The following is a 16,654-nucleotide window of genomic DNA, read 5'->3' on the forward strand; positions in this document are numbered from 1 at the left end:
GCGCGGCGCAAAAACAGCAAGCGGCCCCACCACCCGGCCCAAAACTTTCTGATTCAGTATTTTCGCAAAGGTATTGAAACCACCTTCAGCTGCCTGACAGCGCGCTTTCCCAAGCAGATTCATGCCGTAACAGCGGCCGGCTTCGCCTTAAAAATAGTGCTTTTCATCTTTGCCCACGCACTACACCAAGTCGGTTTGTAGTTCGCAACTTGGGTTTGCTAGCACCATTTTCTTCTCTGTAGCCCGTACATTCATAAGTAGGACCGTGATAGGCATTAGGGCGAAGTCTAACGACGAGATACGGATCTATGTCGTGTAGTTGGGCATAGACCGGCGGATGCAGGCTGTCACGTAGCGCCGCCTGTTGTGGAAGCGTGAATATCCGTTGGGCCAAGGCGTAAATGGTATCCGTTTGAGGGCGAGCCAAAACTATGACCAGCGTATCTTGAGGCACATAACGTGCGCCATGTGATATACCGTCCTTTTTTGCTTCTGTCGGATATATTCTCGAGTAAACGACGAGATAAGCCTGTGCTGCGCCTCTGTAAAATCCCCTGATAGACTTCCCGGTCTGAACGCTGAATATCTTCTGCGGCATCGACATGGCAGTTTCCTCTACATTAATCTGATAATCATAAACTAAGTGCTGCTCTTCTTGAGGCAACGTATTATCTGCTTGGCAACCTATTAACAGTAGAAGTAGGCCGAAACCTCCTGAGTTTCTATAATTGCGCATATATCATAGATATAAAGAGGTAGTTTGTCAACTTGGTTCGTACTTGGTCCACTGTGAAAACACTTCCTTGCCCATGCTCCGCCGCCCAATCCGTTCCACTTCCCTGAAAGCCGTGGGCTACGACCCCGCCACCCAGACGCTGGAAATTGAGTACCGCCACGGCGGGCTGGTGCGATACACCGGCGTACCCGAGGAGCTGCACCAGGCGCTGCTGCGGGTGCCGGGCAAGGCGCTGTTCATCGAGCAGGTAGTGGAGCGTGGCGGCTTCGGGCGCGAGCAGCTGCGGGGGTAGCGGGCACAGCTGCTTTTGCGTGGAAGCGGTTGCACAACGTCCTTCGTTCCTCTACCACCCAGCCGCCAAAAAAACCGCGGTCAGGTAGGCCCACAGCAACGAAAAAGCAACGTGCATCCCGGTTTCGAAGCGCTTGCCGCGCCACAGGGCGGGCGAGTAGCCAACGAATTGCACCACCAGCCGCAGTAGCCAAAAAGCGCCTAGGCCCCTGCATAGGGCCTGACCCAGTCGCGTGCTCGTCAGTTCGGGCGCGTAGGCTAAGCACAACAGTCCCACCAGAAGCAGCGCCAGGGCCAGAAACAGCGTGTGGATGTACATCATCTGGCGGTTGATGAGGCTGACTGTGCGGAATTCTACTGCCCAGTTGAAATAGCGCGGGAAGCCGGCGTGCAGCAGCGCCAGCACCGTCAACAGGCCACCAATCAGCTTAAGATGCGTTTCCAGCGGCATCATCTTGAAAAGCATCATCTGCGGTAATATTATGCACGATAAAGGCCGACACGAACGGGGTAATTTTCAGCTCGCGCTCCAGTTGCAGCCCAGCCGCCGCAAAGGCGCGGAGCCAGGTGGCGCGCGAGTAGAAGTGCAGGAACCCCACGGTGTAAGCTAGAAAGTTGGCGGGGTCGCGCAGGTGCTCCACCACAACGGCCCGGCCGCCGGGAGCCAGCACCCGCCCCATTTCGTGCAGAAAGGCTATTCGCTGACTGGGCTGGCGGATTTCGTGCGCAGCTAGCAGCACGAATACCTGGTCGATGCTGGCAGCAGGCAGCGGCAGCACGGCGGGCCGAACCTGCACGGTGCCCGGGTAGGGGGCCACCGCCGCCCGCGCCCGCCGGATGGAAGCTTCGGTGTGCAGTTGCGGGTCGTAGAAATCGAATACCAGCAGTTCGGCGGCCGGAAACTGCTGTTGCAGCAGGGCACTGGTTTCGTCGAAGCCGGCGTGAATGTTAAGAATGCGGCGGGGTGGCGCAGCGGCTGGCAGCCAATCGAACCGGTAGAGGTCCGAGCGGTCGTACACATACCACGAAGCCAGCAACGAAACAAAGGCGGGAATCAGCACGGCCAGCAATGCCAGCCCGGCATATCCGCCCCAGCCTAGGGGCGCCCACACGGCAGCAACTCCCAACAATAGCACAGCTGAGGCCGCCAGCGCATAGAAGGGCCAGTTGAAGCGCACGATGTTGGCCACTCCGGTCAGCGGGCCGCGCTGGTTTGCAGCCGCGCTCATGCCGGCCAAAGCTCAGTGCGCCCTTTTTTCCAGTGGTATGGAATGTCGGTCATGGTGAAGGCGCTGGCCAGGCGGGCATCCGGCAGGCCCAACTCGTGCAGAAACCCTACCTGCGCTTCCGCAACCCGCACCGGCTGCGGGTGCCACTCCTCGCGCACGCCCTCCACGATAACTACCTGTTGGCGGGCTTCATCAACCGAAAACGTGAAGGGCAGCGGCCCGGCGAATCGCCGCGCCTGCGCCCAACTGGCAAACGGCGAACTGGCCGGCAGCTCCGCTTCCCCGTTGGCTGACATTTCAACCTGAATGCGCAAGTCAGCCTTTTTGGAGGCAAAGTGCAGGCTATCAGTGGTGGCTTTATGGCAGATATCGATGGTGCGGTAATGGTAGCCAGTGAACAGGTTACCCAGCCATTGCATCCGGCGCTTATCGGTTTCGGAGCGCAGAATATATAGCCCCCGCAGGCGCTTGCCGGCCGCGGTGGTATAGCGCACAAATACGCGGTAGCCAATCAGAAAAAAGTCCTGCCCCAGAAACGCCGGCATCCCCTCGGGGCGCAGCTGCCGCGTTTGTACCAGCGCCACGGCCACAAAGGCCCACGTATCGTCCAGCGTATCGAGACTCAGACACGCCGGCACCAGCGCCCGCAAGCCGGCCACTGGCACGGCGTACGTCAGCACGGTGGTGCGGCTAAGCTGGGCGGCCACGGCGAATGGGTGATGCGCGAGCATAAGAGGAAGAAAGATGGTGAGAGGTGAGCAGAATGGCATGCCGAGCGAAGCCGAAGCATCTTTGCCGCTTAGTTGCTGCCGACAGGATTAGTATTGCGGTAGAGATGCTTCGGCTTCGCTCAGCATGACGTTGTGCTAACCTCCAACCTTCCCCACCAATACACTACCACCGCGAACAGCAGGGCAAATGCGAAGTTCAGCGGGCCCCAAAGCAGCAGGTCGGGAGCCAGCCACAGCTCCAGCGCGTTCATCGTCAGCACCAGCGCAATTTGCAGCGCAGCCGTGGGCCGTGGGTTGCGGCCGCTCAGCACCCACAGTCCCAGCCCGATTTCGGCCAGGCCAATGAACCGGGTGAGCGGGCCAGCGTAGGCCGGCCCCAGAATGCGCCCTACAATAGCCTCGTGGCGAGGCACCAAGTGCAGCAACTTGGCCAGCAGCCCATTTATCAGCCAAACAGCAGCAATACTATAGCGCAGCAACTTTACCATTAGCCTATGTCCCCCAGTTCGATTTCGCCCTTGAGGTAGGTGACGGCGTGGCCGCTCATCAGCACCCGCTCGCCACGCAGCTCGCACCATAGGTCGCCGCCGCGGGCCGATACCTGGCGGGCGCGGAGGGTGGTTTTGCCCAGCCGCTCGGCCCAGTAGGGCACCAGCGTGGTGTGGGCCGAGCCGGTTACCGGGTCTTCGGGCACGCCCACCCGGGGGCCGAAAAAGCGCGATACAAAGTCGATTTCGCCCGAGCCGGGGGCGGTGGCAATAACGCCGCGGAACTCCACCTCGGCCAGCCGGGCCTGGTTGGGGCGCAGGGCCCGCACTTCGGCCTCGGAGGCGAACACGCACACCAAATCGGGGCCGGCCAGCAGGGCCAGCGGGGTGGCGCCCAGGCCATCGACCAAGCCATCGGGGTGCCGGGGCAGCGGCTGCGGCGGCCGGGCCGGGAAGTCAAGCGTCAGCATTCCGTTCTCGGCCTTACATACGCGCAACGGGCCGCTTTTCGAGTGAAACACGATTTCGGCCGGCTGGAAGTTGAGGTGGCGGTAGAGTACGTGGGCCGAGGCCAGCGTGGCGTGCCCGCACAGCTCCACCTCCACGGCCGGCGTAAACCAGCGGATTTCGTACTCGTGCTCCGTTTCGGATTTGGGCACGAAGAAAGCCGTTTCGGCCAGGTTATTTTCGGCGGCAATGGCCAACATGGTGGCCTCGGGCAGCCACTCGGTAAGGGGGCACACGGCGGCCGGATTGCCGGCAAAAGGGCGGTCGGAGAAGGCATCGACCTGATAAAGGGGCAGTAGCATAGCAGAGGAGGGGCAGCATGAAACAATACGCCACCGTAGCCCGGCGGCCCGGCTAAACTACGGTTTCGGCTGCTATTGCGCACTACTTCGCCGCCGGCAGCCCCTTGTAGCAGCGCGGCAGCTGACTCAGGTTGCAGTTGTATTGTGCCTCTCAGGCTGCTGCGTCCGAGCCAGCTACCCATTGCCCGACCAGGTGCAGCCCCCTCTTTCTCACGGATTTTCCTCCACCAGTTCGCCCCCGATTATTACCTGATGCACCGGGTTGTCGCCCAGCCAGTAGGGGATTTCGGGCAGTGAGGCCACGTTCAGCACCAGCACATCGGCGCGAAGGCCGGGCGCGAGGCTGCCGCACTCCTGCTGCTGCCCGATGGCCCAGGCCGCGTTGCGCGTCACGGCGGCCACGGCTTCGGCGGGCGTCAGGCCCATTTTCAGGCAGCCCATGCTCAGGGCCAACCACAGGTTTTTGCTGGGGCAGGAGCCGGGGTTGAAGTCAGTGCTGAGCGCCACCGGCAGGCCGGCATCAATAAACGTGCGGCCCGGCGCATACCGCTCCTGGCGCAGAAAAAGCGGCACCAGCGGCAGCAGCACGGCCACGGTGCGCCCCTGCGTGGTAGCGGCAATGCGGGCCGCCACCGCCGCCGAAAGGTAGTCGGCATGGTCGAGGCTAACGGCCCCAAGTTCGGCGGCCATTTCGCTGCCGCCCAGCTCGTGAAGTTGCTCGGCATGGATTTTCAGCCCGAAACCCAGGTCGCGGGCCGCGGTCAGGAATTCGCGGGAGTCGGCTACGCTAAACGCGCCCTGCTCGCAGAAAATATCCACGAAGGGCACCTCGGCTGGGTCGAGGAGGGGCAGCACCTCGGCCACCAGCATGGCCAGGTAGTCGGCGGCGCGGCCGGCGTATTCGGGGCCGGGCACGTGGGCCCCCAGGAAGGTCGGGACCACCCGCACGGGCTGGCGGCGGCCGGCCTCGCGGGCCACGCGCACCAGCCGCAGCTCGGTTTCGGCATCGAGGCCGTAGCCACTTTTGGCTTCGAGCGTGGTAACGCCGTAGCGGCGGAAATCGGCCAGATGGCGCAGGGCCGCGGCCAGCAGCTCGGCTTCGGAGGCGGCGCGGGTGGCGCGTACGGTGCTCAGGATACCCCCGCCGCCGGCCAGAATATCGAGGTACGATTCGCCCCGCAACTTACGCTCGAACTCGGCCGCCCGCTGACCGCCAAATACCAAGTGTGTGTGGCACTCCACCAGCCCGGGCATCACCACCCGGCCGTGCGCATCCATAAGGCGGGTGGCCGGCGTCAGCTGGCTTTCGTCGAACTCCGCCATCGGGCCCACGGCTACAATCCGGCTCCCCTCGCAGGCTACGTAGCCGTCGGCGATAATATGCCAGCCGGATTGATCGGGGCCGGCCAGTGGGCGGGTGGTGGGTGGGCCGGCCAGCGTTAGTAGCTGGCCGCAGTGGCGGATGAGCAAGGTATACGGCATGGCAGCAACAGGGAGAATTGGTTAGGTAAAGATGGGGACAAGTGCAGCGGCTTAGTCAGGCTAAGGGTAACCACTAACAGATATTTCCCAAGAGAAATAATGTATCCCAAAGTGAGATTGAGCCGTATGTGGGTCTCAAAACATTGAAATCTAACTAGTTATTTTACTATATTAGGTATCTCACCGCCCTCCACTCTTCTTTCCTTTCCTAAAATGAAAAAGCCCTTACTCTTACTGCTGGCGCTTAGCCTGGTTATGCAGGCGCGGGCCCAGTTTCCGTCGAACAGCTACGCCGTGCGTTCGGAGTGCCCGGGCAGCGCCAATAATCCCTCCACGCTCGAAATCATCAACGTCGATGGGTCGCTGACGCTGATTGGCATAGTGCGGGAGGGTACTACCCCGCTGGTGCTTAATGCGCTGGGCAATGATGCTCAGGACCCCGCCAACCTCTACGCCCTAAATGTGGAGCAGCCCATCACCCTCGCCAACTTCAACACGCCCCCTAATTTATACCGCGTGAATCTGGCCACGGCCCAGGCCGAGAAGCTGGGGCAGGTAACGCCACCCCCTGCCTCACCAGGGGGCGGTGGATTTGGGACTATAGGGTACCGCCAGACCCTTAATTTTATCGGCGACGGGGATAATACATCGAGTTATTTCGTGGGTGGCGTTTCCTTCAATTATAACGTCTTCACCGGGACTATTACCAATTTCCGCTTTTACGTGGGGCAGGTGCAGCTCAACCCCTTCGCTACTGCCGCGCCTACTTGGCGGCTGCTCGATGTGAGCGACCCGGCCACCACGGCGCTGATTGCGCAATTTGCTCTCGAAACCCAAACCTATATCAGTGGCGGCTTCAACGGCCCCGCTCCGGAAGGGGGAATTCAGGATTGGGTATTCGACCCCGGCTCGGATAATCTGGTGAGCTATGCGGGCCAGGACGATAAATTTATTACCATCAGCGGCATCCGTACCAGCCCCAAAGCCTTCACCACCACGCCGACAATGCCCATCCCAGCCACTCAGGATATTGGTTCGATGTTCACCGACCGATTTGGGGGCGTGTATGCCGTGAATGCCAACGACGGCACCATCTTCAAGATAAACCGCCTGACGGGCGACTGGACCGGACAGACTTTCGGCTCGGCGCTGGGCTGCAACCGCGGCGACGCTGTGAGCTTCCCGGATGCCCTGCCCCTGCCCGTTACACTCACCCGCTTCGATGCGGCGACGGCCGGCCCAGCCGTGCGCCTGAGTTGGGCCACGGCCTTCGAGGAGCGGGCCAGCCACTTCGAGGTGGAGCGCAGTGCCACGGCTACCGCCTGGAACACCGTGGCACGGGTGGCGGCCGGCAACCAGGCCACCGGCCAGAAATACGCGGCCACCGATGCCGGCCCATTGCCGGGTGTGGCTTACTACCGGCTGGCCATGCACGACCGCGACGGCACCGTCAGCTACTCCGGCATCCGGATGGTCCGCAGTGCGGCCGCCACCGCCGTATACCCCAACCCCTTGCGCAACACGGCGCAGGTGCTGTTGCCACTGCCTGGCCAAAGTGCCACGCTGGAACTTGTTTCGGCCCGGGGCGCGGTAGTCCGACGGCTCACGGCTCCGGCCGGACTGGCTTCTGTTGAAGTGCCAATGGCCGATTTGCCTGCTGGCATTTACCTGTTGCGCGTGCAGCAGGCCGGCGCGACCAGCACCACGCGCGTAGTGCTGGAAAAGTAGCCCCGCGCCTTTCCCGGCCACCTAGCTGCGGCGTTTAAATTGCCAGTGTGTACCTGCTTCGCTGCCCCGATGCGCCCCGGCTGCGTATCGGGGTATTTGCTTTCGTATGCCTGATTTGCCACCCACCGCCATCGATGCGCCCCTGATTCTGACGCTGCTCCTCAACGAGGAGGCCCAGCAGCATTTCGATCGGCTGCGCACAGCGCATTTTCCTCCAGCGCGCAATTACCTGCGGGCTCACGTTACGCTTTTCCACCATCTGCCGGGAATCGAATACGCCACCATTGCCCAGCATTTGCAGGTCATAACGGTGGCTACCCCGCCCCTGTCGCTACGCGTTTCAGGAGTGCGGTTCCTGGGTCAGGGCGTGGCGTATTCCCTCGAAAACGACCAGCTGCGCCAGCTGCACCGGGAGCTACAGACCCATTGGGCCGCCACGCTTCGCCCCCAGGATCTGCAGCCCCTGCGGCCGCACATCACCGTGCAGAATAAGGTAGCGCCCGCCGTGGCCCGCACCCTGTACGAACAGCTTTCGACCGACTTCGAACCCTACAACATTGCCGGCACCGGCCTGGCCCTCTGGGCCTACCGCGGCGGCCCTTGGGAAGCCCTGGCGCAGTTTCCATTTGAGAGAAAGCCATAAAAGGGTGGCCCGGGATTGTAGACCGTCATCAGTGATACCACCAAGAGCGGTCATGCTTCATCTGGCGTCCGCTTGCCGAAGCACGACAGTCTTTTACCAACGCTCCTACCTTTCTCTACCGCGCCTTAATCGTGTGGGTGAGGCTTTTAAACTGTTCCAGGGCCTGGTCGAAATCCTGCCGGGCAACCCCCTGCAGGGCCACGGCGGTGTTGCCGATTACCGTTACCTGCTGGTACACCAGCACCCGCTGGCCCTGTAGCTGCGCAAACCCCTCAGTTTCATAAGTTACCAGGTCGTTTACCTTGCCCGAGGTCATCTTGCGCGGCTTGTAGGCCTTGGGGCCGTCGGGGCGGGTCAGGAGCTGGGCGCCGATATCGGCAGCCGTGATGGACGGATTGTAGGGATAGGTACTGACGGTGAGCACTGGCTCGGTGCCGTAATCGGGCTTGCGCTGCCCGCCCAGCGTGTAGGTGTAGGTGCCCTGCCGGGCCAGCGCCAGCGCGAAGGGCGACTTCTGCTCGTCGAGTACGAACACGGTGTTGCCCAGCGTAACCGGCGCATCGGCGGCGGCGGGGCGGTAGGTGGCCGAGCGCAGGCTACGCCGCAACGCCCCGCCAGCAGCCGTGTCGGCCGCCGGATAGCGGGCGTCGAGTAGCACGACAAACGTCGAGTCGCCGAACAGCAGCTGGCTGGTTTCCTGGGTGGGGCTGAGTTGCACCCGCGCCAGCTGCGCCGGGTATCCATCTATCTGCAGGGCGCTGAAGCTAATGATGGTACCGCCGCGCGCCGTAAAGCGCGCCGGGTTGAAGCCGGCCGCCTGCCGGTAATAGTTACTGCCGGGCATTTCCATTACCTGCAGCGCGGCCGACCCCGGCGCAGCCCCGTGAGGCCCGCGGCCGGCCCGAAGCCGGCAGGCGGCACCAGCCACACCCGCGTACCGGCCACCACCTGCCGGGCGGCTGGCTCGGAGGCCGAAACGGGAGTCAGGGTTTGGGCCGCGGCCCCCTGGGGCCAGCCGCCCAGCAGCAGGCCCAGGCCCACCAGAAAAAACTTCGTCATTATCTATCGTGCGCTTTCGGATTGCGGGTCGGGCCCGCCCCTCAATTCGTGGCAAAGTACGCACGAATCGGGCGGGCCGCCCGCCGAGTGGGCCGATTGGGGTAAGTTTGCCCCGCCAGCCGGCCGAGACTTTCTACCCGAAAGCGGCCCGCCGCCGGAGCCACCCACTTTTCAGTTTTTGCCCGATGAAAGCTCTTCTGCTGATTGATATTCAGAACGATTTTGTGCCCGGTGGGGCGCTGGCCGTAACCGGCGGCGACGCTGTTGTGGCGCTGGCCAACCAGCTGCAGCCTCACTTCGGGCTGGTGGTAGCCACCCAGGATTGGCATCCGGCCGGCCACGGCAGCTTCGCCAGCTCCCACCCCGGCCGCCAGCCCTTCGAGCAGGGAGAACTGCACGGGCTGCCCCAAACCCTCTGGCCCGACCACTGCGTGCAGGGTACACCCGGTGCCGAATTTGTGGCCGGCCTCGACCAGCACCGCATCGAGGCCATCTTCCGCAAAGGCACCAACCCCGCCATCGACTCGTACAGCGGCTTTTTCGACAACGGCCACCGCAAAAGCACCGGCCTGGCCGACTACCTGCGTGGCCGCGGCGTAACCGCAGTGTACCTGGCCGGCTTAGCGGCCGAATTCTGCGTCTACTTTTCAGCCCTCGATGCGCTACAGGAAGGCTTTGCCGTGTTCTTCGTGGAAGATGCCACCCGCGCCATCAGCGTCGAAGGCTACGAGCAGGCCCGCACCGATTTGATGCACCGCGGCGCACAGTTCGTTGCAACGGCTGACGTTCTTTTTGACTAGGCTCCAACTCCCAAGCTCCAAACCCTATGGCTTTTGGGCTACTACTGAGTACATCAGCGGGAGCTTGCCGGGCATCTGGGCGAGCTGGTAGCCGCCGGGGGCCGGTTCCAGTCCGTTCAGGCAGTCGTAGCACGAGTAATCGTATTCCTCGAAGTGGCGGATGGCCAGCCCCTGGCCCAATAGCGCCCCCAATACCTCCCCCAGGCTATGGTTCCACGATACAGACGTTTCGTGCAGCGGGGCAGCGCGGTCGGCGTAGGTGCCGGTTTCCTGCTCGATGATAGTCTGGCGGTTGAAATAGGAGTGCTCGATGTGGGTAAAATCGTTGTCGAACATCCAAATGGCCGGATGAAACTCGACCAGCACCAGCCGGCCGCCGGGGCGCAGGCAGCGGGCCACGCCGGCCGCCCACAACGCCAGGTCGGGCAGCCAGCCCAGCACTCCGTAAGAGGCAAACACCACGTCGAACTGCCCGTCGAGGCCGGCGGGCAGCGCCAGCACATCGGCCTGCACGAATTCGGCGGCCAGGCCCAGTTGCGCGTTAAGGGCGCGGGCGGCAGCAATGGCTTCGTCGGCCAGATCAACGCCCATCACGTGGGCGCCCATCCGGGCCAGCGAGAGGGTATCGAGGCCAAAATGGCACTGCAGGTGCAAAATACGCTGTCCGGTAACGTTGCCGAGCAACTGCAGCTCGGGCGGGTTGAGCGACGATTGGCCCGCCGCAAAACCGGCTACATCATAGAAATCTGACGCGAGGTGGAAGGCCGTTTTAGCATTCCAGAGGCGACGGTTCTGCTCCAGGTAATCAGGTGGAATATTGGGTGGCGTACTCATCAAACGGTAAGGCGGGTTTGCTGGATGAATTCCCGGATCAACTCCCGAATCAGCCGACCGGCTTCGTTGCGGGGCTGCCAGGGGTTTTCGGGGTCGCAGTAGCCGGCCAGCGAGGCAAAGGCGGAAGGCGAGGCCACCGCAAAGGCCATCGACCATTCGGGAAACTCGCGCCAGCTCACCGGGCCGTCGGCCAGCTTTACTACGGTACTGTGGCGCGGGTCGTGCTCAATGCGGCCATAGAGCTGTTCCACTGCTTTCCGCTCGCCCTCCAGCACCTGTAGCACTTGGCCGTTGCAGTACAACAGAATGCCCGTGATGCCCGCCTGGTGGTTGTACTGCCTGAACTTTATCAGCATTTCGCGCAGCAGGCTTTCGCTTAATGTACCCATTACCTGGCTCGAGTATACAAGATGGTACATAGTTGCGGGGCTTTAACTTACACATACAACGCACATCCGGCGCGACGGTGGCACCTACCAGAACCAACCCTGCCAGGACAATAACTAAATATACGTTTTTAAAGATGGAGTGCCAAGATTCGAGGAAATGTGGCCCTGAACCCCATTCGTTTATCTTTTTGGGGTCCGGGTTCGTACCTATCATCCTTAGCCTCTTCCCCAATGAATTCTACTACCACTTCCCTACCCGCCACCGATGTAGTGCTGATTGGTGCCGGCATTATGAGCGCCACGCTGGGCCTGATGCTCAAGGAGCTCGACCCGACACTGACCATCACTGTTTTTGAGCGCCTCGATGTGGCCGCCGCCGAAAGCTCCGATGCCTGGAACAACGCCGGTACCGGCCACTCGGCTTTCTGCGAGCTGAACTACACGCCCGAGCGCCCCGATGGCTCCATCGATATCAGCAAAGCCCTCAAAATTGCCGAGCAGTTCGAGCAGAGCAAGCAGTTCTGGGCCTTTCTGACGGAGAAATACAATATCAAGGAAATCGAGCGGTTTATCAATTATATCCCGCACATGAGCTTCGTGATGGGCCGCGAGAATGTGGAATTCCTGCGCAAGCGCCACGCCGCTCTCACCGACTCGGCCCTGTTTAAAGGCATGCAGTTCACCGAAGACCGGGCCGAAATTGAGACTTGGATGCCGCTGGTGATGGAAGGCCGCGACGCTGAGCAGACCGTGGCCGCCACCCGCATGGACCTGGGCACCGACGTCAACTTCGGCTCCCTAACCCGCGGCATGTTTTACCTGCTGCAGGAAAAACCGGGCGTAACCATGCACTTCCACCACGAGGTGGACAAGCTGCACCACAACGCCGACGGCAGCTGGCGGGTGAAAACCAAGAACCTTGAGAACGGCCAGGAAGTCGAAACCCAGGCCCGGTTCGTGTTCATTGGGGCCGGAGGCGGCTCGCTGCCGCTGCTCGAAAAATCCGATATTCCGGAGGCCGACGGCTACGGGGGCTTCCCGGTAAGCGGGCAGTGGCTGCGGTGCATCAACCCGGCCGTTATCGCCCGCCACGACGCCAAAGTGTATGGCAAGGCTTCCGTCGGCTCGCCGCCCATGTCGGTACCCCACCTCGATACGCGCGTGATTGACGGCGAAAAGCAGCTATTGTTCGGTCCCTACGCCGGCTTCAGCACCAAGTTCCTGAAAACGGGCTCCTACTTCGACTTGCCGGCATCCATCCAGTTCGGCAACGTGAAGCCCATGATTATGGCCGGCCTCAAGAACCTCTCGCTCACCAAATACCTGATTCAGCAGGTTGCTCAGTCGCCCGACGACCGGTTGGCGCCCTGCGCGAGTACCTGCCCGAGGCCCAGGCGCAGGATTGGGAGTTGGCCATTGCCGGCCAGCGCGTGCAGGTTATCAAAAAGGATAAGAAAGAAGGCGGCGTGCTCGAATTCGGTACCGAAGTGGTAACGGCCGCCGACGGCTCCATTGCCGCGCTGCTCGGGGCCTCGCCCGGTGCCTCTACCGCCGTCAGCATCATGCTGAATCTGGTGCAGCAGTGTTTTCCCCGGCAGTCGGCGACGCCCGAGTGGCAGGCCAAATTCCGTGAGCTGGTGCCCACCTTCGGCCACCAGCTGGCCGACGAGCCGGAACTGGTGAACCAGACGCGCACCCGCACCAGCACCATTCTGGGGCTGGTAACGCCACAGCAGTTGGGTATTGAGGTTTAGCGCCTGAAACCAGTCAGCGAATCAACCGAAAGAGCCCGCCGGAACTGGCGGGCTCTTTTGGTTGGCAGGTGGAGAGACTCAATCATGCTTCGGCTGCGCTCAGCACGACGTTGCTTCTGCGCGGTTTCTTCCCCACTGCCCGCGCAGCCTAGCTGGCTGCGGTTTCGGCGACTTCGGGAAGAAACACCTCGGCCAGCATGCACCGGACGCTGCCGCCGCCCAGGGTTTCGATGGTGGGAATGGGCAGCGGCAGCAGCTCGGCGTGGCGGCTGAGCTGCTGCCGCTGTTCGGTCGTGAGCGAGTCGTGGGCACTTTGCGACATGGCCAGCAGCACGGGGCCGCCGACGGGCTGCAGGGCCAGCATGTTGCCCGCGAAGCAGGCCACCTGGGCCAGCGAGATGGGCACGATTTCGTGGCCGGTTTCGGTGAGCGAATCCACCACGGCGCGGCGCTCGGCCGCATCAGCAATACTTTCGAGGCAAGCCACCGCAAAGCCGGGCCCGATACTAAGCATCACATTGGTGTGGTAGATTTCCTGCCCCCGTTCATCGACGGACCGGGAAGGACACCGGCTGGTAGCCCAGCTGGGCGCAGGCGTCGGCCAGCAGGCCCGGCTCGGTACGGGGCGAGCGGCCGGCGTAGGCGCGGCGGTGCTCGTGGTCGAAGATGATGCTGCCCGTGCCCTCCAGAAACCGGCCTTCTGCCTCCGCGCCCGACAAGTCCAGCACTTCCGCTATCCCGAATTCCTGGCCCAGGGCCGCCACAATATCGGGGCGGCGCTCGGGGCGGCGGTTGGGGGCGCACATGGGGTAGAGCACGGCGCGGCCGTCGGCGTGCAATGAGAGCCAGTTGTTAGGAAACACGGCATCGGGCTTGGCGGGGGCGGGCGTGTCGTCGAACACGCGCACCTGCACGCCCCGGCTGCGCAGGGTTTCAACCAAGGCACCAAACTCGGCAACAGCGCGGGCCTCGGCGTCAGCGGCGCTCAGATTGGTGGGGACCTGCTGGAAGTTGTTGGATTCGGCCGTTTCGGCGTTGAAGCCGAACCGGGCAGGCCGGACAACAAATACGGTGGAGGCTGCTTGCTTCATGGGGCTAAACTACGGAAAAGGCCCCTACAAATGCACCCCAATCCCAACACTATGGAGCGCAAAAAAGCACGCCCCTAGTTGGAGCGTGCTTTTTGCAACTACAAAAAGTAGGGTAGGCTAAGCGCGACGCACTTTAACGGCGTTCAGGCCCTTACGGCCCTGCTCTACTTCGAATTCTACCTTGTCATTGTCGCGGATTTCGTCAATGAGGCCGGTTACGTGTACGAAGATGTCTTCGCCGGTTTCGGCGTTGTTGATGAAACCAAACCCTTTGGTCTCATTGAAAAATTTTACGGTTCCCGTCTGCATGATGCTTGGAAGGAGGTGGAGATGATAAAGCAAGCAGCAGCGGGACTTTTTGGCTCAGTTCAGCTAGGCTGAATTGAGTTGATGACTCGTTGGCAATTTGCCTTTTAACGTGCTAAAGATAGACTTTTTTTTTGGAACGGTTCGACAGGCCTTTCATCATAAGCCTCTAAAGATTCGACCAAGGACCGGGACACCGCCTTCAGCAGTTTCAGATGAAGCGCATGCCGAGCCGAAAACAACCCAGCAGCCCACCCCAGAGCGGCAGTACCCGTGGCGCGGCCCAGCCGCGCCAGCACCCGAATATTGTAGCTATAGAAGCCCTGACCGGCGCAGCGCGGCTGCTGCAAGGCCAGCGCTAGGGCTGCCAGAACCACTAGCGGGACTACTGTAGCACTACCAGTCCCAACCAGCCCAGCGGCACCAACCCGCAGTACACCCTGATGTTGAGCGCGACGTAGCTCAGGCCGACCAGCTGGCTGACGCTTATAAATATCTGATGTTACGCCCCGTTATCTTAAGTTGATTGTAGCACTGCCGTAGGGTGCGGGGCTTGTCCCTGCCCATCGTTGCACGATATCGACAGTGCCTAATGTGGCTCCTAACGGTGCAACGGCGGGCAGGGACATGCCCCGCACCTTACAATCAGCCCTATCTGCGTAACAGCAGTTAATAACAAACACTACTAGGGCATCGAACATGCCGGCGAACAGGTTGAGCAGGATTTACATACGCCGGCAAATGCATCAGGTGTGGCCAATTGTTGCGGCAGTTTTTGGGGCTGCAGCGGCTTAGGCTACAACTTTATAGCGGCCGTCCGGGTAAAGCAGCTGTTCGCATCGGTGCGGCAACGGCCGCATCTGGCCCTGCTTGTACCGTTGCTCCACTCCTGCTCTAGCTTCTTGTTTCATGACTGAACCAACCACTTCCGCTCCGGCCGACTCGCCATTGATTGTACTGGCCGGGGCTACCGGGGCGCTGGGGCTGCTTATTGCCCACCATCTGCGCCGGCGCGGGGCCGAGGTGCGGGCGCTGGTGCGCCCGGCGAGCCTGAGCGGGGCCGAAGCCGAGTCGTTGCGGCGGCAGGGGGTGCAGGTGGTGGCCGCGGACTACGGTAGCGGTGCCGATCTGACCCAGGCCTGCCAGGGCGCCGCCTGTGTGGTATCGGCCCTCAACGGGCTGCGCGATATTATGGTGGAAGCCCAGGGCAGGCTGCTCGATGCGGCCGTGGCGGCCGGCGTGCCGCGCTTCATTCCATCCGACTTTTCGGCCGATTTCACCCGGGTGCCCGAGGGCTCGAACCGCAACTTCGACTTGCGCCGCGAGTTTGCCCGCCGGCTCGACAAGGCACCTATCCGGGCCACGTCGGTGCTTAATGGCATGTTCATGGATTTGCTGCGGGGCACGCGCCGGTGGTGCTGGCCGGCCCGCGGCTGGTGCTTTATTGGGGCAACGCCGACCAGCCCCTCGACCTGACAACCATGCAGGACACGGCCGACTTTACGGCCGCCGCCGCCCTCGACCCCGGCACGCCCCGCTACCTGCGCGTGGCCGGCGAAGTAGCCAGCCCCCGGCAGCTGCGCGAGGCCGCCAGCGCCGCCACTGGCCGGCCCTACCGGCTGCTGCGGCCCGGCGGTCTGGGCCTGCTGAGCACGCTCATCAGCATCACCAAAACCCTGGTGCCAGCCTCAAACGATGTGTTTCCGCCCTGGCAGGGCATGCAGTACCTACGCAACATGCTCAGCGGCGAAGCCAAACTACAGGGACCACTTGATAACAACCGCTACCCGGGCCTGGAGTGGACGACGGTACGGGCCATGCTGGCGGCGAACCGATAGGCGCGGTTGACTTGGGAATGAATCGGGCCAGCCCAGCTTATGGCTGTTGCCGCCCTTGCCACCACACCCACCCGAACCGGCCCACACTCAGTAGCGCTATCAGCCAGATTACCAGCACCAACGTTCCTATGAGCCAATTTGCGCGCCGGGTAATCGGGGTAGAGGCCGCCCGCTGCCTGGCCTCACGCATCACCTCGGCCGGCACCAGCCGGATGCTGAGCGCAATGCCGGCCGGCACCAGAATCAGGTCGTCGAGGTAACCCAGCACGGGGATAAAATCGGGAATCAGGTCGATGGGGCTGGCGGCGTAGGCCAGCGTCGCCAGCATTACCAGGCGGGCGTACCAAGGCGTGCGCGGGTCGCGCGGCGTAGTACAGGGCCACCAGCTCGATTTTGAGGGCGCGGGCGCGGTTCTTAAGGTCGACAAACATCATCGGCAAGGTAAG

Annotated in this window: 21 protein-coding genes and 2 pseudogenes; 9 read left to right on the forward strand and 14 right to left on the reverse strand. The window is 62.2% G+C overall.

Going from position 1 to position 16,654, the window contains the following annotated elements:
• Together D0N36_RS19360 and D0N36_RS05650 are read left to right on the forward strand one after the other, a co-directional pair.
• A pseudogene (locus D0N36_RS19360) lies at positions 1-201 on the forward strand (IS982 family transposase); the annotation flags it as partial.
• A 608-nt stretch (positions 202-809) separates the two neighbouring features.
• A complete protein-coding gene (locus D0N36_RS05650; protein WP_116940448.1) occupies positions 810-1,028 on the forward strand; it encodes a KTSC domain-containing protein in 219 nt (72 codons plus the stop codon).
• A gap of 51 nt (positions 1,029-1,079) precedes the next feature.
• Here the strand turns inward: D0N36_RS05650 and D0N36_RS05655 are convergent, their stop codons facing one another.
• The 6 genes from D0N36_RS05655 to hutI form a co-directional block, all read right to left on the reverse strand.
• Positions 1,080-1,496 carry a hypothetical protein gene (locus D0N36_RS05655; protein ID WP_242478815.1) on the reverse strand — a complete coding sequence of 139 codons (417 nt, stop codon included), beginning with the start codon at positions 1,494-1,496 and terminating at the stop codon, positions 1,080-1,082.
• Positions 1,456-2,256, reverse strand: a complete 801-nt coding sequence (locus tag D0N36_RS05660) for a class I SAM-dependent methyltransferase (RefSeq protein WP_116940560.1) — start codon at positions 2,254-2,256, stop codon at positions 1,456-1,458. Before D0N36_RS05660 ends, D0N36_RS05655 begins: the two co-directional genes overlap by 41 nt.
• On the reverse strand, positions 2,253-2,987 hold the full coding sequence (locus tag D0N36_RS05665; protein WP_199798305.1) for a DUF2071 domain-containing protein: 735 nt from the start codon (positions 2,985-2,987) through the stop codon (positions 2,253-2,255). Before D0N36_RS05665 ends, D0N36_RS05660 begins: the two co-directional genes overlap by 4 nt.
• 119 nt (positions 2,988-3,106) lie before the next feature.
• On the reverse strand, positions 3,107-3,475 hold the full coding sequence (locus D0N36_RS05670; RefSeq protein WP_116940450.1) for a DoxX-like family protein: 369 nt from the start codon (positions 3,473-3,475) through the stop codon (positions 3,107-3,109).
• Positions 3,475-4,284, reverse strand: coding sequence for a PhzF family phenazine biosynthesis protein (locus D0N36_RS05675; protein WP_116940451.1), 810 nt, complete (start codon positions 4,282-4,284; stop codon positions 3,475-3,477). Before D0N36_RS05675 ends, D0N36_RS05670 begins: the two co-directional genes overlap by 1 nt.
• Positions 4,285-4,494: 210 nt before the next feature.
• Positions 4,495-5,766 carry an imidazolonepropionase gene (gene hutI / locus D0N36_RS05680; protein WP_116940452.1) on the reverse strand — a complete coding sequence of 424 codons (1,272 nt, stop codon included), beginning with the start codon at positions 5,764-5,766 and terminating at the stop codon, positions 4,495-4,497.
• A 213-nt stretch (positions 5,767-5,979) separates the two neighbouring features.
• Here hutI and D0N36_RS05685 point away from each other — a divergent pair, with 213 nt between their 5' ends.
• Together D0N36_RS05685 and D0N36_RS05690 are read left to right on the forward strand one after the other, a co-directional pair.
• Entirely contained in the window at positions 5,980-7,494 is a 1,515-nt protein-coding gene (locus D0N36_RS05685; RefSeq protein ID WP_116940453.1) for a T9SS type A sorting domain-containing protein, read from the forward strand.
• A gap of 106 nt (positions 7,495-7,600) precedes the next feature.
• Positions 7,601-8,137, forward strand: coding sequence for a 2'-5' RNA ligase family protein (locus tag D0N36_RS05690; protein WP_116940454.1), 537 nt, complete (start codon positions 7,601-7,603; stop codon positions 8,135-8,137).
• 115 nt (positions 8,138-8,252) lie between these two features.
• On the opposite strand, the gene D0N36_RS05695 is transcribed toward D0N36_RS05690, so the two are convergent.
• Both D0N36_RS05695 and D0N36_RS05700 read right to left on the reverse strand, forming a co-directional pair.
• The gene (locus tag D0N36_RS05695; protein WP_147320764.1) at positions 8,253-8,981 is read right to left on the reverse strand and encodes a hypothetical protein; all 729 of its coding nucleotides are present in this window, start codon (positions 8,979-8,981) and stop codon (positions 8,253-8,255) included.
• Positions 8,982-8,986: 5 nt separating this feature from the next.
• Positions 8,987-9,196, reverse strand: coding sequence for a hypothetical protein (locus tag D0N36_RS05700; protein ID WP_116940456.1), 210 nt, complete (start codon positions 9,194-9,196; stop codon positions 8,987-8,989).
• 185 nt (positions 9,197-9,381) lie between these two features.
• On the opposite strand from D0N36_RS05700, the gene pncA reads away from it, so the two are divergent.
• The gene (gene pncA, locus D0N36_RS05705; RefSeq protein WP_116940457.1) at positions 9,382-9,996 is read left to right on the forward strand and encodes a bifunctional nicotinamidase/pyrazinamidase; all 615 of its coding nucleotides are present in this window, start codon (positions 9,382-9,384) and stop codon (positions 9,994-9,996) included.
• A gap of 24 nt (positions 9,997-10,020) precedes the next feature.
• Here the strand turns inward: pncA and D0N36_RS05710 are convergent, their stop codons facing one another.
• Together D0N36_RS05710 and D0N36_RS05715 are read right to left on the reverse strand one after the other, a co-directional pair.
• Complete coding sequence (locus D0N36_RS05710) at positions 10,021-10,830, reverse strand: class I SAM-dependent methyltransferase (RefSeq protein WP_116940458.1); 810 nt, start codon at positions 10,828-10,830, stop codon at positions 10,021-10,023.
• Complete coding sequence (locus tag D0N36_RS05715) at positions 10,830-11,249, reverse strand: BLUF domain-containing protein (protein WP_116940459.1); 420 nt, start codon at positions 11,247-11,249, stop codon at positions 10,830-10,832. Before D0N36_RS05715 ends, D0N36_RS05710 begins: the two co-directional genes overlap by 1 nt.
• Before the next feature lie 201 nt (positions 11,250-11,450).
• On the opposite strand from D0N36_RS05715, the pseudogene D0N36_RS05720 reads away from it, so the two are divergent.
• Positions 11,451-12,973, forward strand: a pseudogene (locus D0N36_RS05720) (malate:quinone oxidoreductase).
• 148 nt (positions 12,974-13,121) lie between these two features.
• Here the strand turns inward: D0N36_RS05720 and D0N36_RS19900 are convergent.
• The 3 genes from D0N36_RS19900 to D0N36_RS05735 form a co-directional block, all read right to left on the reverse strand.
• Positions 13,122-13,487 carry an arginine deiminase-related protein gene (locus D0N36_RS19900; protein WP_199798306.1) on the reverse strand — a complete coding sequence of 122 codons (366 nt, stop codon included), beginning with the start codon at positions 13,485-13,487 and terminating at the stop codon, positions 13,122-13,124.
• Between the two features lie 31 nt (positions 13,488-13,518).
• Positions 13,519-14,064 carry an arginine deiminase-related protein gene (locus D0N36_RS19905; protein ID WP_199798307.1) on the reverse strand — a complete coding sequence of 182 codons (546 nt, stop codon included), beginning with the start codon at positions 14,062-14,064 and terminating at the stop codon, positions 13,519-13,521.
• 117 nt (positions 14,065-14,181) lie between these two features.
• A complete protein-coding gene (locus tag D0N36_RS05735; RefSeq protein ID WP_019949498.1) occupies positions 14,182-14,373 on the reverse strand; it encodes a cold-shock protein in 192 nt (63 codons plus the stop codon).
• Positions 14,374-14,594: 221 nt separating this feature from the next.
• Between D0N36_RS05735 and D0N36_RS05740 the strand changes: the two genes are divergently transcribed.
• From D0N36_RS05740 to D0N36_RS20085, 3 genes are all read left to right on the forward strand, one after another.
• On the forward strand, positions 14,595-14,732 hold the full coding sequence (locus D0N36_RS05740) for a hypothetical protein (RefSeq protein ID WP_190242535.1): 138 nt from the start codon (positions 14,595-14,597) through the stop codon (positions 14,730-14,732).
• 547 nt (positions 14,733-15,279) lie between these two features.
• The gene (locus D0N36_RS20080; protein ID WP_317191436.1) at positions 15,280-15,846 is read left to right on the forward strand and encodes an NmrA family NAD(P)-binding protein; all 567 of its coding nucleotides are present in this window, start codon (positions 15,280-15,282) and stop codon (positions 15,844-15,846) included.
• Positions 15,807-16,208 carry a hypothetical protein gene (locus D0N36_RS20085; RefSeq protein WP_317191437.1) on the forward strand — a complete coding sequence of 134 codons (402 nt, stop codon included), beginning with the start codon at positions 15,807-15,809 and terminating at the stop codon, positions 16,206-16,208. The genes D0N36_RS20080 and D0N36_RS20085 overlap by 40 nt, the downstream gene beginning before the upstream one ends.
• A gap of 37 nt (positions 16,209-16,245) precedes the next feature.
• On the opposite strand, the gene D0N36_RS05750 is transcribed toward D0N36_RS20085, so the two are convergent.
• Positions 16,246-16,635 carry a YkvA family protein gene (locus D0N36_RS05750; protein WP_199798308.1) on the reverse strand — a complete coding sequence of 130 codons (390 nt, stop codon included), beginning with the start codon at positions 16,633-16,635 and terminating at the stop codon, positions 16,246-16,248.
• Between the last annotated feature and the right edge of the window lie 19 nt (positions 16,636-16,654).

The sequence above is a fragment of the Hymenobacter lapidiphilus genome (genome assembly GCF_003417065.2).
GTDB lineage: Bacteria > Bacteroidota > Bacteroidia > Cytophagales > Hymenobacteraceae > Hymenobacter.